23 protein-coding genes are annotated in these 22087 nt (G+C 68.1%); 13 read left to right on the plus strand and 10 right to left on the minus strand.

Translation table 11 applies throughout. The features are described 5' to 3' along the window. Nucleotides 1–133 precede the first annotated feature (133 nt). The 3 genes from ACN0RJ_RS21745 (at nt 134) to ACN0RJ_RS21755 (ending at nt 2883) form a co-directional block, all read left to right on the plus strand. A complete protein-coding gene (locus tag ACN0RJ_RS21745; RefSeq protein WP_417725648.1) occupies nt 134–1279 on the plus strand; it encodes an acyl-CoA dehydrogenase family protein in 1146 nt (381 codons plus the stop codon). A gap of 78 nt (nt 1280–1357) precedes the next feature. Beyond that, a complete protein-coding gene (locus ACN0RJ_RS21750; protein WP_417722510.1) occupies nt 1358–2119 on the plus strand; it encodes an SDR family NAD(P)-dependent oxidoreductase in 762 nt (253 codons plus the stop codon). Further along, nucleotides 2116–2883 (plus strand): tyrosine-protein phosphatase, encoded by a 768-nt coding sequence (locus tag ACN0RJ_RS21755; protein WP_417725649.1) that lies wholly within the window; start codon nt 2116–2118, stop codon nt 2881–2883. Before ACN0RJ_RS21750 ends, ACN0RJ_RS21755 begins: the two co-directional genes overlap by 4 nt. Before the next feature lie 38 nt (nt 2884–2921). Here ACN0RJ_RS21755 and ACN0RJ_RS21760 read toward each other — a convergent pair whose 3' ends face one another. Genes ACN0RJ_RS21760 through ACN0RJ_RS21790 form a run of 7 tightly spaced genes read right to left on the minus strand, consistent with a single transcriptional unit; the run spans nt 2922 to nt 9883 of the window. Then, nucleotides 2922–3788, minus strand: coding sequence for a MaoC/PaaZ C-terminal domain-containing protein (locus ACN0RJ_RS21760; protein WP_417725650.1), 867 nt, complete (start codon nt 3786–3788; stop codon nt 2922–2924). Continuing rightward, nucleotides 3773–4687, minus strand: a complete 915-nt coding sequence (locus ACN0RJ_RS21765; protein ID WP_417722507.1) for an SDR family NAD(P)-dependent oxidoreductase — start codon at nt 4685–4687, stop codon at nt 3773–3775. Before ACN0RJ_RS21765 ends, ACN0RJ_RS21760 begins: the two co-directional genes overlap by 16 nt. 32 nt (nt 4688–4719) lie before the next feature. Further along, the gene (locus ACN0RJ_RS21770; protein WP_417722506.1) at nt 4720–5895 is read right to left on the minus strand and encodes an acyl-CoA dehydrogenase family protein; all 1176 of its coding nucleotides are present in this window, start codon (nt 5893–5895) and stop codon (nt 4720–4722) included. A gap of 13 nt (nt 5896–5908) precedes the next feature. After that, nucleotides 5909–6784, minus strand: coding sequence for an HpcH/HpaI aldolase/citrate lyase family protein (locus tag ACN0RJ_RS21775; RefSeq protein WP_417725651.1), 876 nt, complete (start codon nt 6782–6784; stop codon nt 5909–5911). Further along, nucleotides 6781–7233, minus strand: coding sequence for a MaoC family dehydratase (locus ACN0RJ_RS21780; protein WP_417722504.1), 453 nt, complete (start codon nt 7231–7233; stop codon nt 6781–6783). The genes ACN0RJ_RS21775 and ACN0RJ_RS21780 overlap by 4 nt, the downstream gene beginning before the upstream one ends. A 13-nt stretch (nt 7234–7246) precedes the next feature. Further along, nucleotides 7247–8449, minus strand: coding sequence for an acetyl-CoA acetyltransferase (locus tag ACN0RJ_RS21785; RefSeq protein WP_417722503.1), 1203 nt, complete (start codon nt 8447–8449; stop codon nt 7247–7249). Between the two features lie 3 nt (nt 8450–8452). Beyond that, nucleotides 8453–9883, minus strand: coding sequence for an OB-fold domain-containing protein (locus ACN0RJ_RS21790; protein ID WP_417725652.1), 1431 nt, complete (start codon nt 9881–9883; stop codon nt 8453–8455). Nucleotides 9884–10034: 151 nt separating this feature from the next. Between ACN0RJ_RS21790 and ACN0RJ_RS21795 the strand changes: the two genes are divergently transcribed. From ACN0RJ_RS21795 to ACN0RJ_RS21820, 6 genes are all read left to right on the plus strand, one after another. Beyond that, nucleotides 10035–10778: a glucose 1-dehydrogenase gene (locus ACN0RJ_RS21795; protein ID WP_417722501.1), complete on the plus strand. Its 744-nt coding sequence runs from the start codon at nt 10035–10037 to the stop codon at nt 10776–10778. Beyond that, on the plus strand, nt 10778–11209 hold the full coding sequence (locus ACN0RJ_RS21800; RefSeq protein WP_417722500.1) for a PaaI family thioesterase: 432 nt from the start codon (nt 10778–10780) through the stop codon (nt 11207–11209). The genes ACN0RJ_RS21795 and ACN0RJ_RS21800 overlap by 1 nt, the downstream gene beginning before the upstream one ends. A 10-nt stretch (nt 11210–11219) precedes the next feature. Beyond that, nucleotides 11220–12014 (plus strand): enoyl-CoA hydratase-related protein, encoded by a 795-nt coding sequence (locus tag ACN0RJ_RS21805; protein WP_417722499.1) that lies wholly within the window; start codon nt 11220–11222, stop codon nt 12012–12014. After that, nucleotides 12014–13213, plus strand: a complete 1200-nt coding sequence (locus ACN0RJ_RS21810) for an acetyl-CoA hydrolase/transferase C-terminal domain-containing protein (protein ID WP_417725653.1) — start codon at nt 12014–12016, stop codon at nt 13211–13213. Before ACN0RJ_RS21805 ends, ACN0RJ_RS21810 begins: the two co-directional genes overlap by 1 nt. 88 nt (nt 13214–13301) lie before the next feature. Beyond that, complete coding sequence (locus tag ACN0RJ_RS21815; protein WP_417722497.1) at nt 13302–14462, plus strand: acyl-CoA dehydrogenase family protein; 1161 nt, start codon at nt 13302–13304, stop codon at nt 14460–14462. A 9-nt stretch (nt 14463–14471) separates the two neighbouring features. Next, nucleotides 14472–15365 carry a DMT family transporter gene (locus ACN0RJ_RS21820; protein WP_417725654.1) on the plus strand — a complete coding sequence of 298 codons (894 nt, stop codon included), beginning with the start codon at nt 14472–14474 and terminating at the stop codon, nt 15363–15365. A gap of 121 nt (nt 15366–15486) precedes the next feature. Here the strand turns inward: ACN0RJ_RS21820 and ACN0RJ_RS21825 are convergent, their stop codons facing one another. Continuing rightward, nucleotides 15487–16419 (minus strand): 3-keto-5-aminohexanoate cleavage protein, encoded by a 933-nt coding sequence (locus ACN0RJ_RS21825; protein WP_417722495.1) that lies wholly within the window; start codon nt 16417–16419, stop codon nt 15487–15489. A gap of 221 nt (nt 16420–16640) precedes the next feature. Here ACN0RJ_RS21825 and ACN0RJ_RS21830 point away from each other — a divergent pair, with 221 nt between their 5' ends. From ACN0RJ_RS21830 to ACN0RJ_RS21840, 3 genes are all read left to right on the plus strand, one after another. Beyond that, nucleotides 16641–17156 (plus strand): MarR family winged helix-turn-helix transcriptional regulator, encoded by a 516-nt coding sequence (locus tag ACN0RJ_RS21830; protein ID WP_417725655.1) that lies wholly within the window; start codon nt 16641–16643, stop codon nt 17154–17156. A 76-nt stretch (nt 17157–17232) separates the two neighbouring features. Then, nucleotides 17233–18378, plus strand: coding sequence for an acyl-CoA dehydrogenase family protein (locus tag ACN0RJ_RS21835; RefSeq protein ID WP_417722493.1), 1146 nt, complete (start codon nt 17233–17235; stop codon nt 18376–18378). After that, nucleotides 18378–18881, plus strand: coding sequence for a PaaI family thioesterase (locus ACN0RJ_RS21840; protein ID WP_417722492.1), 504 nt, complete (start codon nt 18378–18380; stop codon nt 18879–18881). The genes ACN0RJ_RS21835 and ACN0RJ_RS21840 overlap by 1 nt, the downstream gene beginning before the upstream one ends. 46 nt (nt 18882–18927) lie before the next feature. Here the strand turns inward: ACN0RJ_RS21840 and ACN0RJ_RS21845 are convergent, their stop codons facing one another. After that, on the minus strand, nt 18928–19695 hold the full coding sequence (locus tag ACN0RJ_RS21845; RefSeq protein ID WP_417725656.1) for an enoyl-CoA hydratase/isomerase family protein: 768 nt from the start codon (nt 19693–19695) through the stop codon (nt 18928–18930). Continuing rightward, nucleotides 19692–20573: an SDR family oxidoreductase gene (locus ACN0RJ_RS21850; protein WP_417725657.1), complete on the minus strand. Its 882-nt coding sequence runs from the start codon at nt 20571–20573 to the stop codon at nt 19692–19694. The genes ACN0RJ_RS21845 and ACN0RJ_RS21850 overlap by 4 nt, the downstream gene beginning before the upstream one ends. 172 nt (nt 20574–20745) lie before the next feature. Here ACN0RJ_RS21850 and ACN0RJ_RS21855 point away from each other — a divergent pair, with 172 nt between their 5' ends. Further along, nucleotides 20746–22062: an enoyl-CoA hydratase-related protein gene (locus ACN0RJ_RS21855; protein ID WP_417725658.1), complete on the plus strand. Its 1317-nt coding sequence runs from the start codon at nt 20746–20748 to the stop codon at nt 22060–22062. Nucleotides 22063–22087: the final 25 nt, after the last annotated feature.

The following is a 22087-nucleotide window of genomic DNA, read 5'->3' on the forward strand; positions in this document are numbered from 1 at the left end:
TCGCGCTGCGCCGCCGACCTCCTCGCCGGTGGTGAGTCTCACTCATTATTGCCGCTTCGCTTGCGGGATCAAGAAAATATATCTAGCTTTCAGTTAGCTTGCGTACGAAATTGCCGATCATGAGGAGGACTCGATGGATTTTTCACTGACCGAGGATCAGATCCTGCTGGTGGACAGCCTCAAGGGCTTTGCCCGCAAGGAGCTGCTGCCGCGCTATTCCCACTGGGACCGCACCGGCAGCTTTCCCGCCGAACTCTGGCCGCGCATGGGCGAGATGGGGCTGTTCGGCCTGCGCGTGCCCGAAGCGCTGGGGGGCACCGGGCTCGGCTATCTCGACGCGGGTCTGGCGATCGAACAGGTGGCGCGGGGCGATTTCAACCTGTGTTACGGCATTCTCAACGCCTGTTTCGCGGGCGACATCCTCAGCCGCTTTGCCGCGCCCGACCTGTGTGCCGACTGGCTGACGCCGCTCGCGGCGGGGGAAAAGGTGCTCTGCGTCTGCCTGACCGAACCGCATTGCGGCTCGGACGCGGCGGCGATCCGAACCCGCGCGGTGCGCGACGGCGGCGACTACGTCATCACCGGCGAGAAATCGGCGATCACCCTGCTGATGGCGGGCGACGCGGGCATCGTCTTTGCCAAGACCGATCCCGACAAGGGCGCGCGGGGCGTGTCGGCCTTTCTCGTGCCGCTCGATGCGCCCGGCCTCACCCGGACCCCGTACGAGGACATGGGCGCCCGGGGCATCGTGCGCGGCTCGCTGTTTCTCGACGGGGTGCGGGTGCCCGAGGCGCACCGCATCGGGCCGGAGAACGCGGGCTTCACGCAGGTGATGGCGACCTTCGACTACACCCGCGCGCTGATCGGGCTGATGTGCCTCGGCGCCGCCGAACAGACGCTGGAGGAAACCGTGACCTACGTCACCGGGCGCGAGGCCTTCGGCCAGCCGATCACCAGGAACCAGGGCGTGTCCTTTCCCCTGGCCGAGGCCCGTTCGCGGCTCGAGATGCTGCGCTGGCTGTGCTACCGGACGCTCTGGCTGCGCGACGCCGGCCTGCCCCACACCGCCGAGGCCGCCATGTGCAAGGCCGAGGGGCCCGCGCTTTGTGCCGACGTGATCCGCGATTGCCTCGTGCTGCACGGCCACTACGGCTACACCCGGGATTTCCCGGTCGAGCAGCGCCTGCGCGACGTGCTCGGGCAGATCATCGCCGACGGCACCCCCCAGATCATGAAGATGATCATCGCGCGGCACATGCTGGGCCGGGACAAGGTGTGATCCCCCTGCCGTGATCCTCTTGTCATATACGTAGCGTATGATACGAAAGATTATCAAATGGCGGAGGAGGAGAACGCTATGGGACGCTACGACCTGGAAGGCAAGCGGGCACTGGTCACCGGCGGAGGGTCCGGCATCGGCCTCGCCACCGCGCGGCTCTACCTGCAGAACGGCGCCCGGGTGGCGATCTGGGGCCGCAACCCCGACAAGCTCGCCTCCGCCGTCGCGGAGCTGTCCGACCTGGGCGAGGTCACCTCGGCCCCGGTCGACGTCTCGGACGGCGAACAGGTCGCGGCCGCGGCGCGGGCGCTGCTGGACGACTGGGGCGGGCTCGACATCCTGTTCAACTGCGCCGGTCACTCGGTCGCCTTCGGCCCCTTCACCACCCTCGACCCGGGCGTCTGGCGGCAGGCCATCGCGATCAATCTCGACAGCGTCTATCACACCTGCCAGGCCTTCCTGCCCGGGATGCTGGAGCAGGGCTGGGGCCGCATCGTCAACACCACCAGCCAGGCGGCCAAGGACGGCAGCCCCCTGATGGCGCCCTACGTGGCGGCCAAGTCCGGTGTGATCGGCCTGACCAAGTCGCTGGGTCGGGAACTGGCAACCTCGGGCGTGCTGATCAACGCGGTCTGCCCGACGGTGTTCGAGACCCCCCTCTCGGACGAGATGTCGGGCCGCACCCCGGGCGCGATGGAAGCGGCGGTCAAGATGATCCCGATGCAGCGCAAGGGCCGCCCGGAGGAGGCCGCCGAGCTGGTGGCGTGGCTGTCCTCGCCCGCCTGCAGCTACAATGCCGGCGCCGTCTTCGACCTCTCCGGCGGGAGGGCGGTGTATTGAGCGCGACCGCCACGACGGAGGACTTTCCCGGCACGCTGAACTTTCGCGCCGTGGCCGCCTGCCCCGCGACGGGCGGCAGGCTGCGCGGCGACACCCTCTGGCGCAGCGGCGCCTTCGACGACATCGCCGCGCCGGGGCTGGAGCGGATGCGCGCGCGCGGGATCACCCGGGTCTTCGATCTGCGCAGCGACACCGAGAAGGGGCGCCGCCCCTCGCCGCTGCTGGACCGGCCCGGCTTTATCGTGATGAGCGAGGCGCATGACATCCGCTCGGGCGACCTCGCGGCGGTGCTGGCCGCGCCGGGGGCCACGCCCGAGGATTGCGCCGGGGTGATGCGGGCGGTCTACGGGCGGCTGCCGCAGGAATTCTCCGGGATCTTCCGCCGCTACATCCGCGCCCTGCTCGACGACGAGCGCGCGGTCGCGGTGCATTGCACCGCCGGCAAGGACCGCACCGGGGTCGCCGTCGCGCTGGTGCTGGACCTGCTGGGCGTGTCGCGGGACGACATCGTCGCCGACTACCTGCGCACCAACGCCGTGCGGGCGCTGCTGCGCGAGCGGCTGCAGAGCCGCAACCAGGGCGTGGATTTCGGAGAGGTCCGCACCGATCTGCTTGAGCCGGTGATCGCGGCGGACGAAACCTACCTTGCCGCCATGTTCGCCGCGCTCGACGACCGGCATGGCGGCATCGCGCGCTACGCCGAAACCGCCCTGGCGCTGAGCCCGGCAGAGATCGACGCCCTGCGCGCCCGTCTGGTCGACTGACGCCGCGCGGGGGAGCACATCCGCGCGGCGCCGCAGGATCAGGAGATGTCGGACACGCCCTGATCTATCACGACGCGGTCGCCCACGCGGACCTCGAACAGCACGCGCCCGCCCTCCTGCCAGCAGGAGAAATCCAGCCGGTCGCCCGGAAAGACGATCCCCGCGAATCGCAGGTCGAGCGAGCGCATCCGCGCCGGATCGCCGCCGCCGAAGGCCCGCAGCAGCACCGCGCAGGCGGTCCCGTAAGAGGCGAGCCCGTGCAGGATCGGCGCGTCGAATCCGGCCCGCCGGGCCACGTCGTAATCCGAATGCAGCGGATTGTAGTCGCCCGACAGCCGGTAGATGTAGGTCGCGCGCGGCGAGGTTCCGACGCTTTGCACGTGGTCCGGCGCGCGGTCGGGCATCTGCGGGCGCGGCTGTCGCGGCATCGGCGCTCCGCCGAACCCGCCGTCGCCGCGCATGGCGACGGTCTGGTCGATGGTCGCGTAGAGCGTGCCGTCGTCGGTATCGCGCACCTCGCGGCGCAGGATGCAGACCGACCCCTTGTCGGCTCCCCGGTCATACAGCTCGGTGATCTCGGCCCGGCTTTCGACGCGGGCCTCGGGCGGCAGCGGCGTGTGGAATCGGCAGGCGTGCGCCATGTGCAGCACCTTCTCCCAGGCGATCTCCAGCTCCGGCAGCTTGGGCCACATGCCCGGAGTCGCCAGCGTCACCGCAAAGGACGGCAGCACGCGCAGCGCGTCTTCGGTCAGGAAACCGAGGTCGTCGCTTTCGCCCGGCTCCAGCGGCATGCCGACGCCGAGCGCGTAGAGCATCGCGTCCCGCGCGGTGTAGGATTGCGTCCGGGTGCCGAATTCCCAGGTTTTCAGGCGTTCCGCATCGAAGGGCATCAGACCGGGTCCCATGTAAAGACATCACCCGATTTGTGCAGCGGGTAGAAGTCGTTTTCGAACTGCGGAATGACCCGCTCGACGATGGCCTCGGGGGTCCAGCCCTCTGCGGTGTGGGCGGTGCGCAGCGGGCGGGGCTGGGAGAACAGGTAGATCTCGTTGTTGCGCGAGCCGAAGACCTGCCCGCTCACCCCCGCCGCGCCGTCCGAACACAGCGCCACGCAGAGCGCCGCGACCTTTTCCGGCACCAGCTTCTTCAGCCCCTCGACGCGCTTCTGCTGTTCCGGCGTGTCGGTCGGGATGGAGGACACCATGCGCGTCCAGGCAAAGGGCGCCACCGCGTTCGAGCGCACGCCGAAGCGCTGCATGTCGATGGCGATGAGCTTGGACATGGCGACGATGCCCAGCTTGGCCGCGCCGTAGTTCACCTGCCCGAGGTTGCCGATCAGCCCCGAGGTCGAGGCCATGTGCACGTAGGCCCCCGAACCCTGCGCCTTGAAATGCGGCGCGGCGGCGCGGGAGGTGTTGAAGCTGCCCTTGAGGTGCACGGCGATCACCGCGTCGAATTCCTCTTCGGTCATCTTGTGGAACAGCACGTCGCGCAGGTTGCCGGCGTTGTTCACCACCGCGTCGATCCGCCCGAAGTTGTCCAGCGCGGTCTGCACCATGCCGTGCGCCTCGTCCCAGCTTGCCACCGAGCCGAAGTTGGCGACCGCCTTGCCGCCCATGGCGCGGATCTCCTGCACCACCTCCTCGGCGGGCTGGGTGTCGGAATGGTCGTCCCCCTTGAGCGAGACCCCGAGGTCGTTGACCACGACCGAAGCCCCGGCCCGCGCCATTTCCACCGCGACCGCCTTGCCGACGCCGCGCGCGGCGCCGGTGACGAGAACGACCTTACCGTCCATCAAACCCATGATATCCCTCCCAATTGTTCCTGCCCTGCCGATCAGTAGCTTTTCGGCAGGTCGAGCACCTTTTCGGCGATGAAGCTCTGGATGAGCTGTTCCGTGACCGGCGCGATGCGGGTCACGGTGACTTCGCGCAGCAGGCGCTCGACGTGGTATTCCTTGGCGTAGCCGAAGCCGCCGTGGGTCAGCACCGATTGCAGGCAGGCGTCATAGCCCGCGCGCGCGCCGAGGAACTTGCCGGCGTTGGCCTCGGCCCCGCAGGGCTTGCCGCCGTCATAGAGCTCGGCCGCCTTCATCAGCATCAGCCAGGCGCTTTCGAGGTACATCCACTTTTCCGCAAGCGGGTGCTGGATGCCCTGGTTCTGGCCGATGGGCCGGTCGAAGACGATCCGCTCGCGGGCGTATTTCGCCGCCCGCGCCAGCGCGTCCCGCCCGATGGCCACCGCTTCGGTCCCGACCAGGATCCGCTCGGGGTTGAGCGAATGCAGGATGTAGGAAAAGCCCTTGCCCTCCTCGCCGATGCGGTGCTCTTCGGGAATGAACAGGTCGTCGATGAAGATGGCGTTGGAATCCACCGCCTTGCGGCCCATCTTGGGGATGCGCTGCACGTCGATGTGGGCACGGTCGAGATCGGTGTAGAAGATCGTGATGCCGTCGGTCGGCTTCTTGCAATCCTCGTATTTCGTGGTGCGGGTCAGCAGCATGATCTTGTTCGCCACCTGGCCCGTCGAGGTCCAGACCTTTTGCCCGTTCACCCGGTAGCCGCCGGGCACCTTTTCGGCAAAGGTCTTGATCCGCGTGGTGTTCAGCCCGGCGTCCGGCTCGGTAAAGCCGAAGGCGACCTTGTCCTGCCCCGAGACGAGGCGCGGAATCCACTGCGATTTCTGCTCGTGCGTGCCGAAGACCACCACCGGGTGCGGTCCGAAGAGGTTGATGTGCACCGTCGACGCCGCCGCCATGCCGCCGCCGTGGCTGGCGACCTCGTGCATCATGCAGGCCGCTTCCGTCACGCCGAGCCCGGTGCCGCCGTACTCCTCGGGCATGGTGATGCCCAGCCAGCCACCGTCGGCCATCGCCTTGTGGAACTCGTGCGGGAACTTGCCGTCGTCGTCCCGGTCGAGCCAGTAATCCGCGTCGAACCGGCTCACCACGCCGCGCACACCGTCGCGGATGGAGGCCAGCATCTCTTCGCGTTCTTCCGCGCTGTCGTACATGGGTCGTCCTCCCTCAGGCCCCATCCACCGAGGCCAGCGTGCGCCGCGCAGCCTTGAGGTGGGGGATGTCGTACATTTTCCCGTCGATCCCGATGGTGCCGAGACCGGGGTTCTCGTCGAAGGCCGCGACGATGCGGCGGGCCAGGGCCAGGTCCTCGTCGGACGGGGCAAAGGCCGCGTTGATGCCGGCGACCTGCGCCGGGTGGATCGCCAGCCGCCCGAGAAACCCGTCGCGGCGCGAGATCCGGCAGGCCGCGCGCAGCCCGTCGTCGTCGCGGAAATCGGAATAGAGCGTGTCGAGCGCCGGAACCCCCGCGTTTGCCGCCGCCATCAGGCAGAGCGAGCGCGCAAGCTGGTAGGGCGCGGTCCAGTCGCCGCCCGGCTCCTTGTTGGCCGTGGCGCCGATGACGGCCGAGAGGTCCTCGGCCCCCCAGGTCAGCGCGGCAAGGCGCGGATGGGCGGGGGAGTAGCTGGCAAGGTTGAACATCGCCGCCGGGGTTTCCGTCGCCACGACGATCACCCGGACCGTGCCGGGCGCCATGCCCGCCGCCGCCTCCAGCGGGTCGAGCAGCCGGCCGAGCCGCGCCAGGTCCTGCCCGCCGTCGGCCTTGGGCAGCATGATCCCGTCCAGCCCCGGGCGCACGATGGCGCGCAGGTCGGCCTCCGTCAGGCCGGTGTCGAAGGGGTTGATCCGCACCCAGAGGTCCCAGTCGCGCGGCCCCGCGTGATCGGCGATCCAGCCCGCGAGCGTGTCGCGCGCGGCAGCCTTGTTGGGCGGGGCGACGCTGTCCTCGAGGTCGAGGATGAGCCCGTCCGCACCGATGCCCTGCGCCTTGACGAATTTCCTTTCGCTGTCGGCGGGCACGAAGAGGAGCGAGGTCAGTTTCATACCGGTTCCCGCATCATCAGGGCGAGACGCTTGCATTCGCAGACCACCTCGTCGCGCTGGTTGCGGCCGCGATGCAGGAAGGTGACGATGCCCTGCGTCGGGCGCGACTTGCTCACCCGCATGTCGATCACCTCGGTCTCGGCGCGGATGGTGTCGCCGATGAACACCGGCTTGGGGAACTTGACCTCTTCCCAGCCGAGGTTGCCGACCGTCGTGCCGAGCGTGGTGTCGCCCACCGACAGCCCGACCACGAGGCCCAGCGTGAAGACCGAATTGATGAGCGGTTTGCCGAACTCGGTCTTTGCCGAATAATCGTAGTCGAGATGGATCGCCGCCGGGTTCATGGTCAGCGTGGAAAACAGCACGTTGTCCGTTTCCGTCACCGTCCGCCGCGTGTCGTGACGGATCACCTCGCCGCGCTCGAAACCTTCGTAATATCGTCCTGCCATGGCCTGTCCTCCCTCAAAGCCGCCCGAAAATGGAAACCGCGGCGACCGCGTTCGACGGCTGGCCCCCGAGATTGTGCGTCAGACCCGCGTCGACATTGCGCAGTTGGCGCTGTCCGGCCCGGCCCAGAAGCTGGGAATGGACCTCGTAGGCCATGCGCAGCCCCGAGGCGCCGACCGGGTGGCCGAAGCATTTCAGCCCGCCGTCGACCTGCGCCGGGATCGCCCCGTCGCGGTCATAGCGCCCCTCGAGATAGTCGAAGGCCCCGCGCCCCGCGTCGGACAGGCCGAGATCCTCCATCGTCACCAGCTCGGTGACGGAAAAGCAGTCGTGGACCTCGGTCATGTGGATGTCGGCCCGCGGATCGGCGATGCCCGCCTCGGCATAGGCCTTGGCCGCCGCCGTCCGCGTGCCCGGCACATAGGAGCCGTCCCAAGCGCCGTACTGGCTTTCCCAGCCGTGGCTGGTGCAGACCTGAAGCGCCTTGACCGCGACCGTCTCGTCGCGCGCGCGGCCCAGCGACCGGGCGATTTCCGGCGTGGTGATGATGGCGCAGGCCGCCCCGTCCGACACGCCGCAGCAGTCGAACAGCCCGAGCGGATCGGCGATCAGCGGCGCGTTCAGGATCGTGTCCATGTCCACCGCCTTGCGCAGGTGCGCCTTGGGCGACAGCGCGCCGTTCTGGTGGCTCTTCCAGCTCACATGCGCCATGCCGCGCTTGAGATCCTCGGCGCTGACGCCGTGTTTCGCACGGTAGGCCCCGGCCAGTTGCGCAAAGGTGCCGGGGGCCGAACCGTAGGGCATCCAGAGGTCGTTGACCGAGCCCTTGGTGCGGATCGGCAGCCCGCCGAACCCGCTGTCCTTGAGCTTTTCCACCCCCAGCGCCAGCGCGATGTCCACCGCGCCCGACGCGACCGCGTAGACCGCGCCGCGCAGCGCCTCGGTGCCGGTGGCGCACATGTTCTCGACCCGGGTGACGGGAATGCCCTGCAGGCGCAGCGCCGTCGCCAGCGGAATGGCGGAATTGCCGACGTTCACGTCGTCCAGCGCCGAGCCGAGCCAGGCCGCGCCGATGCGGTCCTTCTCGATCCCCGCGTCGGCCAGCGCCTCGGTGAAGGCCTCGACCATCAGATCGTCCGAGGACATGTCCCAGCGTTCGCCGAACTCGGTGCAGCCCATGCCGAGGATGACCGCCTTGTCCTTGATGCCGCTTGCCATGGCTCAGGCCTCCTGCGTCAGTTCGGGGCGCGCGATCGGCGCCGCTTTCCAGAAATAGCTGCGGAACCGCCGCTGCCGGTCGATCGCCTTGATCCGGAAACGCATCCGCACCGGGGCGCCGACCTCGGGCGCGGGGCCCTCGACGTCGCAATGCTCCATCACCACCCGCGCACCGTTCTCGAACTGCACGAGGCCGAAGTGGAACGGCGGATCGGGGGTGAAGTTCAGCCGGTCCGCGGTGATCGAGGCGACGGTGCCGGGCACGTCGCGCAGCACCACGTCGTCGTACTCCTCGGGGCCGGTGGCATCGGGGCGCACCGGGATCGGGGTCTTGGGGAACTGTACGTTGCCGCCCCGGTCGCGCCCGCCGACAAAGCCGTGCATGTCGCGCCCGTGCCGCAGCAGGGTGCTGGCCGAGACCTTCTGGTTGACCTCCGCGCGCGGACCCCAGTCGAGCCCCAGCGTGCCGGTGAGGTTCAGGAACCGCGTGTAACTGTCGAGAATCGCGCCCTGCGTCAGCGCCTGCGCGGCGCTGCCGTTGCCCGCGCCGGTCACTTCGAGCACCAGCACATCGGCGCCGTTGCCGAAACCGGCGACAAGGATCTTGTCGCCGAAACGCGCCCGGTCCAGCGCCAGCGCCAGCCCGAACAGCGGCATCGCCGCGCCGAGATCGCCCGCCTGCGCGGCGATCTCCTCGCAGAGGTTGGCGGCCTTGAGCCCGCATCCCCTCGCCAGCGCGCGATAGGTGCCGGCCACCGGCTCGGGCACCACGGCCAGCGCGATGGCCGCGCCGTCCAGCCCGGCATCCGCCAGCGCCGCGCGGATCGCGGGGGTGTAGACCTGCGCCACCGCCTCGTCCCGCACGAAGCGGTCCTCGGCGCCGTAGGGCGTGCCGCGCTCGGCGGTGGTGTTGACGTCGAGCAGATCGGCATGGAGCGAGGCCGCGCCGAGCAGCCGCGCGACCCCCGGTCCCGGCCCGGTCAGCACGGCCCCGGCCCCGTCGCCCCAGTTGAGATGCGGCCCGGTGCCCGGCGCCGCGGCGCGCTTTTCGCCCGCCGCGATCAGGTCGGTCCCGCCGCCCCGCAGGGCGCGCAGCAGCGCGGTGACGGCGGCGCGGCGGGTGTTGGCCACGTCCTGCGTCATCACGCCCGAGGGCAGATGCAGCGCATCCACCACGATTCCCGCCTGCGAACGGTCGGTGAAGGGGGCCGAGGTCGAGGCAAAGACCACCGCATCGGGCGCATCGCCGCCCAGCACCCCGCGCGCCGCCTCGACGCTCATGGTCACCGGGTCCTCGTCCCAGCCGGCCACGGCGCGCAGGCCCCGGCCGGAGCCGCCGAGCCCCGACCAGCGCAGCTCCTTGCGGGCCACCTTGCGGTCGAACCGCAGCATCGGCAGATAGCCCGCCGCGGATTTCAGACTGGTCTCGGCCATCGTCACGCCTCCCTTCGTTGATCTCAAGAAATACCTTGCAAGCTTACCGTACGCAAGCATATTAATTACACAAGAGATGTTTTCAAGACCGGGTGCTATCGTGCCCATAGCCAGGATAAGGGGAGGCAACGTGCTTGATCTAAAGGAAAAAATGGCCATCGTGACCGGCGGCGGTCAGGGAATCGGCAAGGCGATCACGCTGCGGCTGGCCGCCGAGGGCTGCAAGGTCGCGGTCTTCGACCTGCGCCCTGATGCGGCCGAAGAGACCGCGAAAGAGGCCATCGCGGCCGGCGGCGAGGTAAAGATCTACGGCGTCGACGTCTCGGACAAGGCAGCGGTCGAGTCGGCCGTCGCACAGGCCGAATCCGACCTCGGCCCGACCTGGCTGCTGGTCAACAACGCCGGCTGGGACAAGCCCGCGCCGTTCCTCAGCACCGACAAGGACCTCTGGGACAGGATCATCTCGATCAACCTCAACGGCCCGCTCAACACCCACAAGGCCGTGCTGCCGGGCATGGTCGAACGCGGCGGCGGGCGCGTGGTCAACATCGCCTCGGATGCCGCCCGCGTCGGCACCGCGACCGAAGCGGTCTATTCCGCCTGCAAGGGCGGCATGATCTCGTTCACCAAGTCCATCGCGCGCGAACTCGCGCGCTCGGGCGTGCTGCTGAACACGGTCTGCCCCGGCCCGACCAACACGCCGATGATGCAGTCGGTGCTGGGCGAGGGCGAACAGGCGGTCAAGTGGAAGGACGCCATGGTGCGCGGCATTCCCCTGCGCCGCATGGGCGAGCCCGAGGATTATGCCGGCATCGTCGCCTTCCTCGCCTCCTCGGACGCCAGCTACATCACCGGCCAGGCCATCTCGGTCTCGGGCGGGATGAACATGGTCTGATGGACGACGCCGACGACAACGCGCCCGAGGGCTTTGCCCCGTTGTTGAACGTGACGGAGCTCGAACGCTTCAACGGCCCCTTCTACATGCGCAAGGGGCCGGAGGGCGCGGCGCTCGGCTTTCGCTGCAAGGCGCGGCATCTCAATGCGGCGGGCACCTGCCACGGCGGGCTGCTTGCCGTGTTTGCCGACATGCTCGGCTACGGGATCGAGGTCGGCGACCATTCCGGCGCCGCGCCGACGATCACCCTTGCCATCGACTTTCTCGCCCCGGTGCGAGAGGGCGACTGGGTCGAGGCCCGGCCCGAAATCACCCGCGACACGCGCTCGCTCACCTTCTTTCAGGCGCTGATGCGCGTGGAGGAGGAGACCGTCGCGCGCTGCAACGGGATCTACAAGAAACGGAAATCCGGCCCCCGCGCCGAACGCTAAGGAGGACCCAATGGCCACCATCCCCGAATTCACCGACATCCTGTACGAGGTCAAAGGCCGCGCCGCCTGGATCACCATCAACCGCGAAAAGGTCTACAACGCCTTCCGCGGCCAGACCCTCGAAGACCTCATCACCGCCTTCAACCTTGCCGCCAACGACAAGGGCGTGTCCTCGGTCGTGCTGACCGGCGCGGGCGCCAAGGCGTTCTGCACCGGCGGCGACCAGTCCGCGCACGAGGGCAACTACGACGGCCGCGGCGTCGTCGGCCTGCCGATCGACGAGTTGCAGGGCCTGATCCGCGACATTCCCAAGCCGGTCATCGCCCGGGTCAACGGCTTCGCCATCGGCGGCGGCAACGTGCTGGTGACGCTCTGCGATCTGGCCATCGCCGCGACCTCGGCCAAGCTGGGCCAGGTCGGCCCCAAGGTCGGCAGCTTCGACGCCGGCTGGGGCACCGCGCTCCTGTCCCGCGTGGTCGGCGAAAAGCGCGCCCGCGAGATCTGGTATCTGAACGAGATGTACACGGCAGAGGAAGCCGTCGCCATGGGTCTGGTCAACAAGGCCGTGCCGATGGAGGAACTGGACGCCGCAGTCACCAAGTGGACGGACACCATCGCCGAACGCTCGCCCACCGCGCTGGCCTTCCTCAAGCGGTCGTTCAACGCCGACAGCGACAACATCCGCGGGATCTCGAACCTCGCGCTGCACGCGGTCAAGCTGTACTACGCCAGCGACGAATCCAAGGAAGGCGTCAACGCCTTCAACGAAAAGCGCAAACCCGACTTCCACAAATACGTCGACTGATGCCCGCGCGGATTTCTCCCGAAGAGCTGGGCCGCTTTCTGCCCGAAACCGGCCTGTGCTGGATCGGTGGCTGTTCGGGCGAATCCGGGGCGTTCCGGGAGGGGCTTTCCGGCCTCTCCCGTCCCGGCCTCACTTTCACTTCGATCTTCGTGCCCGGCCTCAACCGGGCGGGCTATCTTCTCGAGACCGGGGCGAAGGTCACGACCTTCTTCATGCTGCCCGAGTTCATCGGGCAGGCGCGGGTCGAGTTCCTCCCCCTCCCCTACCGCGAGATCCGTCTCTGGCTCGCGCGCAATCCGCCCTCGGCGATGCTGGTCATGGTCTCTCCGCCCGATGCGGAGGGGATGTGCAGCCTCGGTCCGGTGACGGATTTCGCCGCCGACATCCTGTCCGGCTGCGAGACGGTGATCGGGCATGTGAACCCCCTGATGCCCGCGACGCGCGGCACCCCCGGCATTCCCCACGACCGTTTCGCCGCGGTGATCGAGACCCCGCAGGAGCTGGGCACCCAGGACCCCGGCAGCGATCCGGTGGCCGAGGCCATCGCCCGCCATGCCGCGGCGCTGATTCCCGACGGCGCCACCCTGCAGGCGGGGATCGGGCGCATCCCCGAAGCCGTGCTGCGCGGCCTCACCGCCAAGCGCGACCTTGCCATCCACTCCGGGCTGATCGGTGATTCGACCCTGCACCTGCTCGACGCAGGTGCGCTGCGCGCCGACTCCCCCATCACCGCCGGGGTCGCCATCGGCACCCGCGCGCTCTACGACGCGGTGTCGCGCCCGGCCTTCGGCTTTCACCCGCCCTCTGTCACCCACGACCTTGCGCGGCTTGCCGCGATTCGCGGTCTCGTCACCATCAACTCCGCCATCGAGGTCGATCTCGACGGCCAGGTCCGGGCCGAGGCGACGCCCAAGGGGCCGATTTCGGGCCCCGGCGGGGCGTCGGATTTCGCCGCCGGCGCGCGCGGCGACGGCGGCCTGCGCATCATCGCCCTGCCCGCCAGCGCCGCGCGCGGCGCGGTCTCGCGCATCGTGCGGGTCGCGGATGCCTGCGGGCCGGTCTCGCTCGGGCGGTTCGACACCGATGTCGTCGTCACCGAACACGGCGCGGCGGACCTGCGCTGCCTGTCGCCCGACGCCCGCCGCGCGGCGCTGATCGCCATTGCCGCCCCCGAGCACCGGGCCGCCCTGTCCTTGTGACCATTATTATCATCCGAATCCAAACTGTAAGCTTGTTTACGAAAAATCCCGGTGATAAAGTACACTAGGTTACGAAAAGGGTTCCGTCATGATCGAAAGACACCTGTTCCGCGAAGAGCACGACATGTTCCGGGACTCCGTCCGGAAATTCGTGGAAAAAGAGATCGTGCCCTACCACGCACAGTGGGAGAAGGACGGCATCGTCCCGCGCGAGCTCTGGCTGAAGGCCGGCGAGCAGGGCATGCTCTGCTGCACCGTGCCCGAGGAATACGGCGGGCTCGGACTCGACTATCTCTTCGACGTCGTGGTGTTCGAGGAACTCTGGCGCGCCGGTGCCTCCGGCCCCGGCTTCCTGATCCACACCGACCTCGTGGCGACCTATATCGCCAGCTTCGGCAGCGAGGAGCAGAAGAAGAAATTCCTGCCCAAGATGGTCAGCGGCGAATGGATCGGCTCGCTCGGGATGACCGAACCGCATGCCGGCTCCGACCTCAAGGCGATCAAGACCCGCGCCGTGCGCGAGGGCAACGAATTCGTGGTGAACGGCCAGAAGGTCTTCATCTCCAACGGTCAGCTCTGCGACGTGCTGGTGCTCGCCACCAAGACCGACAGCGAGGCGGGCGCCAAGGGCGTGACCCTGTTCCTGGTCGAGGGCGATCGCGAAGGTTTCACCCGGGGCAAGAACCTCGACAAGCTGGGGATGAAGGCGCAGGACACCTCCGAGCTGTTCTTCGACAACATGCGCCTGCCCCCCGAGAACATGCTCGGCGCCGAGGGCGAGGGCTTCAAGATCATGATGACCAAGCTCAGCCAGGAACGGCTGGCGCAGGCGGTCCGCTCCACCACGGTGGCCGAGACGGTGATCGAGCAGACGCTGGATTACACCATCGACCGCAAGGCCTTCGGCAAGTCGATCTTCGACCAGCAGAACACCCAGTTCAAGCTGGCCCAGCTCAAGGCCGAAACCGTGTCCATGCGGGTCTTCACCGACAAGTGCATCGACCTCTTCATGCAGGGCAAGCTGGATTCCGTGGATGCGGCGATGCTCAAGATGCTGTCGACGGACCTGCACTGCAAGGTGGTGGACGAATGCCTGCAACTGCATGGCGGCTGGGGCTACATGTGGGAATATCCCATCGCCCGGGCCTATGCGGACGCGCGGATCACCAAGATCGCCGGCGGCTCGACCGAGATCATGAAGCTGATCATCGCGCGGCAGATGGCGCAGGACGCCAAGGCGCGGGCCTGAGCGCCCGCCGTGGCCGATATCCCGGTCCGCCGCACCCTGCCCACCGCGGCGGAGTCGCTGCGCGGGATCGCCTTCATGGCGGGCGGGTTCTTTTTCTATGCCACCTCGGACATGCTGGCCAAGCTGCTGACCCAGTCCATGCATCCGCTGCAGGTGGCCTGGACCCGGCAGCTCGGCCTGCTGGCCTTCGTGCTGGTGCTGCTGGTGCGGCACGGGCTGCCCATCCTGCGCAGCCGCCATCCCGGCCTGCAGGTCTCGCGCGGGATCACCGCCGTGCTGACCGCGACGAGCTTCATCTTCGCCCTCGCCTACGTGCCGCTGGCCGATGCCGTCGCCGTGACCTTCGTCGCGCCCTTCCTGGTGACGGCGCTGGCCGCGCTGATCCTGCGCGAACGGATCGGCCCCCGGCGCTGGATCGCCGTCGCGCTGGGGTTCGTCGGGACGTTGGTGGTGATCCGCCCCGGCGCGGGGGTGTTCCATCCGGCGATCTTCCTGGTGCTGGTCACCGCGACCGCCTTTGCCCTGCGCCAGATCCTGTCCCGCCTTCTGAGCGGTGACGAGCCGTTGCAGACCACCATCGCCTATACCGGCCTCACCGCCAGCCTGCTGCTGACGATCCCGCTGCCCTTCGTCTGGATCACCCCGCCCGACTGGCAGGTGGTGGCAATCATGGCGGGCACGGCCGTCACCGCCGGTCTGGCGGAACTCGGCATCATCCGCGCGCTGGACCTCGCGCAGGCGGCGGTTCTGGCGCCGGTTCAGTACACGCTGATGATCTGGGGCACGGTCTGGGGATTTCTGATCTTTGCCCAGCTTCCCGACCTCTGGACCCTGACCGGCGCGGCGATCATCATGGCCTCGGGCGGCTACAGCTTCTGGCGCGAATACCGCGCCGGACTCTGAGCCGCGCACCCCGATCGTATGGAAAAGCAAAGCGCCGGACCGGGGGGAGGGTCCGGCGCCAGCGCGGCGCCCTGCGGGCCGCGTGCCGCGCGTCGGGTCCCGAAGCCGGGACCGCGCGGTGTCAGAACGCCACGTTGTCCGCCCCCTTGAGACCGAGCAGCGCGCGCGCCTCGTCCGGGGTGGCGACCTCGATCGACAGCTCGTTCAGGATGCCGATGATCTTGCGGACCTGGTCGGCGTTGGACTTGGCCAGCTCGCCCTTGGCGATGTAGATCGAATCCTCGAGCCCCACCCGCACATGCCCGCCGTTGATGGCGTTCATCGTGGCAAACGGCATCTGGTGCCGGCCCGCCCCGAGGCAGGAGAACAGGTAGTCGTCACCGAACAGCCGCTCGGCGGTATCGCGCATGTGCATCAGGTGCGCGGTCTCGGCCGGCAGCCCGCCGAGGATGCCGAAGACCCCCTGGATGAAGAACGGCGCCTGGATCAGCCCCCGGTCCGCGAAATGCGCGAGATTGTAGAGATGGCCGATCTCGTAGCACTCGAACTCGAATTTGGAGCCGTTGGCCGAAAGCTCGGTCATGCCGCGTTCGATCTGGGCGAAGGTGTTCGAGAGGATGAAATCCTTCGTCATCTCCAGATAGGGTTTCTCCCACGGCTGCCGGAACTCGGAAATCTTGCCCGCCGCGCCGGAGATGTTGAAGTTGAGCGAGCCCATGTTCATCGAGGCGATCTCGGGCTTGGCCCACATCGCCGCCGCAAGCCGCTGATCCAGCGTCATCCCCAGCCCGCCGCCCGTGGTGATGTTCACCACCGCGTTGCAGGCCTGTTTCACCTGCGGCAGGAACATCTTGTAATGCTCCGGGTCCTGGCTGGGCGAGCCGTCCTCGGGCTTGCGCGCGTGCAGGTGCAGGATCGCCGCCCCGGCCTCGGCCGCGGCGATGGCCTCGGCGCCGATGCGCTCGGGCGTGACGGGCAGATGGGGCGACATGGTCGGCGTGTGGATCGAGCCCGTGATCGCGCAGCTCACGATGACCTTCTTGGATGTCCGCATCGGCACTCCTCCCGGATCGGATCAATTATCTATACTAGCGTACGGTATGCATTCGAACCGAAACTGTAAAGCGGGAATGCCGGAATCCGACGCATCGCGGCCACCGTATCCGAAAGTCACCACATCAAACGCAGGCATATGTTGCATTGCTATGACAGTATGATAGCTGATAAAGTCGAATTCTTACTGCATTCTGCATCGCAGAAGCTCTGGAGAGACGCATGAACGATACAAGATCTTGGGATCTGAGGCTTGGTTACCTCATACATGATGTTTCACGTTTGCGCCGGGTCTGTTTCGACCGCGAACTTTCGCCGCTCGGCATCACCCGGTCGCAATGGTGGGTGCTGGCCTTCATCTCGCGCAATGACGGGCTTCAGCAGACGCAACTGGCCAATGAACTGGACGTCGGAAAGGTGGCGCTCGGCTCTCTGATCGACCGTCTGGAAAGCGCGGGCTTCGTCGAACGCCGGCCCGACGACAAGGACCGCCGCGTCAAGCGGGTCTTTCTCACCGAAAAGGCCAGCGGCCTGATCGAGGCGATCGGCAAGATCAGCGACGAGTTCAACGGACGAATCCTCACCGGCATCTCGCGCGAGGATCTGGAACTGACGTCGCGCACGCTCTACGCGATGAAGCAGAACCTCATCACCCTGACCAATGACGAAGAGCTCAAGGCCGCCGGAGGCGACGAGCTGGACGGCAAGGGTCTGGAGCCGCGCATTTCGGCATTGTGATTTAAGTAAACTAGCGTATGGTAATCCAGCGAAGCAGGTCGGCGCGCAAAGCCGCCTGCGTGCCGGAGGAGAACACATGCTGGTCAACCGCGCCATCTACGACGACGATCACGCTCAGCTGCGCGACAGCCTGCGCCGCTTTGCCGCCGAAGAGATCGCCCCCCATTTCGACGCCTGGGAATCCGCCGGCATGGTGGACCGGGCGCTCTGGGCCAGGATGGGGGAGGCGGGCATCCTCTGCCCCACCGTCCCCGAGGAATACGACGGCCTCGGCGCGGATTTCCGGATGCATACGGTCGTTGCCGAGGAGCTGGCCTATTCCGGTTTCATGGGCCCCGCCGCGGATGTCTCGGTGCATTCCGATGTCTGCCTCGGCTACCTTCTGAAACACGCCACGCCGGAGCAGAAGGCGCGCTGGCTGCCGGGCATGGTCGACGGTTCGCTGGTCTGTGCCATCGCGATGACCGAACCGGGCACCGGCTCGGACCTGCAGGGCGTGCGCACCCGGGCGCGGCGCGACGGCGACGACTGGGTGATCGACGGCGCCAAGACCTTCATCTCCAACGGCCAGCACGCCGATATCGTCATCACCGTGGTGCGCACCGGCGAGGGCCGGGGCACCGGGGCGATGTCGCTCGTGGTGATCGAGGCGGACCGCGACGGGTTCCGCCGGGGCCGCAACCTCGACAAGCTCGGGCAGATCAGCGCCGATACCTCGGAGCTGTTCTTCGATGCGGTGCGGGTGCCGGTGGCCAATACCCTCGGGGCCGAGGGCCAGGCCATGGCGATCCTGATGAGCGAGTTGCCGCAGGAACGGCTGATCATCGGCACCACCTCCATCGCCGCCGCGCAGAAGGCCTATGACATCACCGTGGCCTACGTGCGCGAACGGCAGGCCTTCGGCAAGCCGGTCGCCGAATTCCAGACCACGCGCCACAAGCTGGCCGAGCTCAAGACCGAGCTGACCGTCGGCTGGGCCTTTGTCGACCAGTGCATCGCGCGCCACCTCGAAGGCGGGCTGTCGACCTACGAGGCCTCGATGGCCAAGCTCTGGTGCTCCGAGATGCAGGGCCGCGTGGTCGATGCCTGCGTGCAGTTGCACGGCGGCTACGGCTTCATGCGCGAATACGAGATCTGCCGTCTCTATGCCGATGCCCGGGTGCAGCGGATCTACGGCGGCACGTCGGAGATCATGAAGGAACTGATATCGAGGGCCCTGTGATGGATGGCAGCGTGACCGACCGCCACGCGGCGCTGATCGCCGCCGACCGTGCCGACCCGCCCGAGGGCTTTGTCGAGATCCCGCCCGTGGGCAATTTCGACACCATGCTCGGCGCGCTCTACGGGCGGCCGGACGGCGACCGGATGGTGATGGGCTTTCGCGTCTGCGAACGCCACATCAACGCCCACGGCACCTGCCACGGCGGGATGCTCGCCTCCTTCGCGGACATGCTCGCCTATGCCGCGCGGGTCGGGGCCGGCCTGATGGAAACCTCCATGCCGACGGTCACGCTGTCGGTGGACTACCTGCGGCCGGTGATGCTGGGCGATTGGGTCGAGGGGCGCTCCGATGTCACCAAAAACGGCAAACGCCTGCTGTTCTCGCGGATCACGGCAGAGGTCGACGGGGTCACGGTGATGACCGCGACTTCGATCAACGTGCCGGGATCGCACGATGCGACGGGCGGCGAGAGGCTGCGCCGGGTGATGGGCTCGGGCACCTGAAGCGGCGCCTGCGCCGGGCCGGGGTCGCCGGTCCCGGCGGCGCGCCTCAATCCTTTTTCAGGAACCCGCGCTCCGCGGCGCGGCGTTCCAGGCTGCCGGTGCCGCGCATCAGGATCTGGGTGCGGTTCTCCAGCTCGATCGCCGCCTGCAGGCTCCCGGTTTCGAGGTTGGCCCACATCCCGCGCTTGGTCATCCAGGTGCCCATGCGCCCGTTCCCGGCAATGGTCCCGGCCAGCGCGCGGGCCTCCGGCAGCAGCGCCTCGGGCTCCGTCAGGCGCAGCACGAGGCCGATGCGCTCGGCCTCCTCCGCCTCGACCATGCGGCCGGTCAGCATCATCTCGAACGCCCGCGTGGTGCCGAGGACGCGCGGCAGCAACCAGCTCACCCCGATGTCGCAGCTCGACATGCCGACGCGGATGAAGGCCGACGTGAACCGGCAGCCGGTGGCGCCGATCCGCGTGTCGCAGGCCAGCGCGAGGCCCAGCCCCGCCCCCGCCGCCGCGCCGTTCACCGCGGCGATGGTCGGCTGCGGGATCGCCCGCAGCCTGGTGACCACCGAGGCGTATTTCTCCTGCCGGGTCATCCAGAACCCCGCGTCGTCCGACGCCTCTGCCGCCAGCGACAGGTCGAACCCGGCGCAGAAGCCGCGGCCCTCGCCCGTGACGATCAGCACCAGCGCCTCCGAGGCGGCGACCTCGTCCAGCCGCGCCAGCAACTCGTCGACCATGGAATCGGTCAGCGCGTTGCGCTTGTCCGGCCGGTTCAGCCGCAGCGCCGCGACCGGCCCGTCGATGTCGAGCAGAACGTCGCTCATCGTCCCTGCCGTTCCTTTTCCTGGCTGGCCTTGAGCGCGGCGCGGGCGTTGGCCCAGTCCTCGTCCGTCATCTTCGACAGCTCGGCAAAGGTGGAATGCGCGGTCAGCCGGTGGCCGCCGTCGATGGGAATGGTGGTGCCGTTCACGTAGGAACATTCGTCCAGCATCAGAAAGATCAGGATGTTGCGCAACTCGTCCATCGCGCCGAAACGGCGCATCGGCACCATGTCGGGCTGCGTCGCCCCGACCGAGGAGCCGGGGATCGGGTTCAGCTTTTCCCAGGCGTTCTCGGTCGGAAACGGCCCCGGCGCCACGGCGTTGAGCCGCACGCCCTTGGGACCCCACTCGGCGGCCAGCGACATGGTCATGGCGTGGATCGCGGTCTTGGCCATGGCGCAGGGCACCACGTAGGCCGACCCCGAGAACACCCAGGTCACGAGGTTGGAAATCACCGTCCCCGGCGTGTTCCCGGAAATCCAGCGTTTGCCGCAGGCATGTGTGGCGTAGAAGCTGCCGTCCATCACCGTGGCGCGCACGGCATCATAGGCGCGGTGCGAGATCGACTCGGTCGGGGCGATGAAATTCGCCCCCGCGTTGTTGACGAGGCCGGTCAGCGGCGCGTCGTTCCAGAGATCGCCCACCATGGCGTCGACGGCCTCGGCATCGCGGATGTTGACCACGCGGTATTCCGCCGTCCCGCCCGACCGCTCGGCAATCTCGGCGCAGGCCTCCGCCAGCACCGACTCGCGGCGGCCGCAGATGGCCACATACGCCCCATGGGCGGCAAAGCCCACCGACATCTCCTTGCCGAGCCCGGTGCCGCCTCCGGTCACCAGAATCCGCTTTCCCTTCAACACGTCGCTGCGATACGGACTCATGCAATCCTCCCATCTGATCCGGGGCCAGACTATCCGCGCGGGCATTGCATGTATAGCATATAGTACGCTGCTTTATTATTTTCCGCAAAAGACGTAACGTCGCGATTGATGATGTGCGCAAGCTTACTATCCTGTGGCACATGATTTTCGCGCGAGGGGAGGCGACAGGCGCATGAGCGATTTGCCCAAGATGAACAATTTCCGCACCGAACGGACCGGGGACGGGATCCTGCACCTGATCTTCGACATGCCGGGACGGTCGATGAACGTGTTCTCGAACGAGGCCATCCACGAGGCCGAAGCCTTTGCCGACTGGCTGAAGGGTTCGGATGTCCGGGGGGTGGTGATCTCTTCCGGCAAGCCGGGCGCCTTCTGCGCCGGGGCGGACCTGGGCGAATTGTCCGAGGCCTACGAGATGATCAAGGCCGCGCCGGAGGCCGAGCGCGACGCGCTCACCGTGGCGCATTTCGCCCCCATCGGGCGCGGCTTCCGCAAGCTGGAGACGGCGGGCAAACCGGTCGCCGTGGCGATCCACGGGCTGGCCCTGGGCGGGGGCTGCGAATTCGCCCTCGCCGCGCATTACCGGGTGCTGACCGACGCGCCGGAAACCCAGATCGGCCTGCCGGAATCGCTGGTCGGCCTGCTGCCGGGCGGCGGCGGCACCCAGCGGATGCCGCGCTGCGTCGGGGTCGCGGCGTCGCTGCCGATCCTGCTCGAGGGCGCGCGCTTCGGCGCGGCCGAGGCGCTGGCCGCCGGTGCGGCCCATGCGGTCGTGCCTGCGGGCAGGGAACTGACGGCGGCCGAGGCCTGGATCCGCTCCGGCCCCGATCCGCGCCAGCCCTGGGACCGCGAGGACTGGACCCCGGAGACCGGGGCCGCGCTTCACGCGATCACCGACCCGGTGCGCGCCCGCTACCTGCGCGAGACCGGCGGCCATTTCCCGGCAGAGCTGGCAATCCTCGATTGTCTCGACCGCGGCCTGACGGTCGACATGGATGCCGGGGTGGCCGCCGAGATCGACATCTTCAAGGACCTGGTGCAGCGGGTCGAGCCGCGCAACATGATCGCGGTGATGTTCCTCGGGCGGCTCGATTACGACAAGCGCAAGCGCAAGAACGCGCTGCCCGAGGGGCTGGAAACCTTCGGCACGGCGGTTGCGGCGGCGATGGAGGCGCGCACCGGGGCGCTCGGCGATCTCGGCACCCGCGCCGCGGCGCTGGCCGGGATCGGCGCGCCCGCAGAGCGCGACGAGGCCGTGGCGCAGGCGATGGCCGACCGCAACCCGCAATGGTTCGAGGACCCCGCCACCCCGGAGGAAGAGGCCGCCATGTCGATCCTGTCGGCGGCGGCGATGGTGGCGGCGGACTGGCGCGGGCGCATCGCGGAGGAAGAGCGCAACCTCGCGGATTTCTACTGCGCGACCCGCGCCGGGTTCCCGCGCTACCTCGGCGGGCCCTTCACCTTCTACGCGACCTACGGCGCGAACTGAAGGCAGCACCGGATCGCCCCCGGGC

The sequence above is a fragment of the Salipiger sp. genome, assembly GCF_048261495.1.
In the GTDB taxonomy this organism is placed as follows: Bacteria; Pseudomonadota; Alphaproteobacteria; order Rhodobacterales; family Rhodobacteraceae; genus Salipiger.

Bases quoted from the DNA above. Each gene is read 5' to 3' on its own strand.
- ACN0RJ_RS21745 (WP_417725648.1), top strand. From the start codon at position 134: ATGGATTTTTCACTGACCGAGGATCAGATCCTGCTGGTGGACAGCCTC.
- ACN0RJ_RS21750 (WP_417722510.1), top strand. From the start codon at position 1,358: ATGGGACGCTACGACCTGGAAGGCAAGCGGGCACTGGTCACCGGCGGA.
- ACN0RJ_RS21760 (WP_417725650.1), bottom strand. From the start codon at position 3,788: ATGGGACCCGGTCTGATGCCCTTCGATGCGGAACGCCTGAAAACCTGG.
- ACN0RJ_RS21765 (WP_417722507.1), bottom strand. From the start codon at position 4,687: ATGGGTTTGATGGACGGTAAGGTCGTTCTCGTCACCGGCGCCGCGCGC.
- ACN0RJ_RS21770 (WP_417722506.1), bottom strand. From the start codon at position 5,895: ATGTACGACAGCGCGGAAGAACGCGAAGAGATGCTGGCCTCCATCCGC.
- ACN0RJ_RS21775 (WP_417725651.1), bottom strand. From the start codon at position 6,784: ATGAAACTGACCTCGCTCCTCTTCGTGCCCGCCGACAGCGAAAGGAAA.
- ACN0RJ_RS21780 (WP_417722504.1), bottom strand. From the start codon at position 7,233: ATGGCAGGACGATATTACGAAGGTTTCGAGCGCGGCGAGGTGATCCGT.
- ACN0RJ_RS21785 (WP_417722503.1), bottom strand. From the start codon at position 8,449: ATGGCAAGCGGCATCAAGGACAAGGCGGTCATCCTCGGCATGGGCTGC.
- ACN0RJ_RS21790 (WP_417725652.1), bottom strand. From the start codon at position 9,883: ATGGCCGAGACCAGTCTGAAATCCGCGGCGGGCTATCTGCCGATGCTG.
- ACN0RJ_RS21795 (WP_417722501.1), top strand. From the start codon at position 10,035: ATGGCCATCGTGACCGGCGGCGGTCAGGGAATCGGCAAGGCGATCACG.
- ACN0RJ_RS21800 (WP_417722500.1), top strand. From the start codon at position 10,778: ATGGACGACGCCGACGACAACGCGCCCGAGGGCTTTGCCCCGTTGTTG.
- ACN0RJ_RS21805 (WP_417722499.1), top strand. From the start codon at position 11,220: ATGGCCACCATCCCCGAATTCACCGACATCCTGTACGAGGTCAAAGGC.
- ACN0RJ_RS21810 (WP_417725653.1), top strand. From the start codon at position 12,014: ATGCCCGCGCGGATTTCTCCCGAAGAGCTGGGCCGCTTTCTGCCCGAA.
- ACN0RJ_RS21815 (WP_417722497.1), top strand. From the start codon at position 13,302: ATGATCGAAAGACACCTGTTCCGCGAAGAGCACGACATGTTCCGGGAC.
- ACN0RJ_RS21825 (WP_417722495.1), bottom strand. From the start codon at position 16,419: ATGCGGACATCCAAGAAGGTCATCGTGAGCTGCGCGATCACGGGCTCG.
- ACN0RJ_RS21830 (WP_417725655.1), top strand. From the start codon at position 16,641: ATGAACGATACAAGATCTTGGGATCTGAGGCTTGGTTACCTCATACAT.
- ACN0RJ_RS21835 (WP_417722493.1), top strand. From the start codon at position 17,233: ATGCTGGTCAACCGCGCCATCTACGACGACGATCACGCTCAGCTGCGC.
- ACN0RJ_RS21840 (WP_417722492.1), top strand. From the start codon at position 18,378: ATGGATGGCAGCGTGACCGACCGCCACGCGGCGCTGATCGCCGCCGAC.
- ACN0RJ_RS21845 (WP_417725656.1), bottom strand. From the start codon at position 19,695: ATGAGCGACGTTCTGCTCGACATCGACGGGCCGGTCGCGGCGCTGCGG.
- ACN0RJ_RS21850 (WP_417725657.1), bottom strand. From the start codon at position 20,573: ATGAGTCCGTATCGCAGCGACGTGTTGAAGGGAAAGCGGATTCTGGTG.
- ACN0RJ_RS21855 (WP_417725658.1), top strand. From the start codon at position 20,746: ATGAGCGATTTGCCCAAGATGAACAATTTCCGCACCGAACGGACCGGG.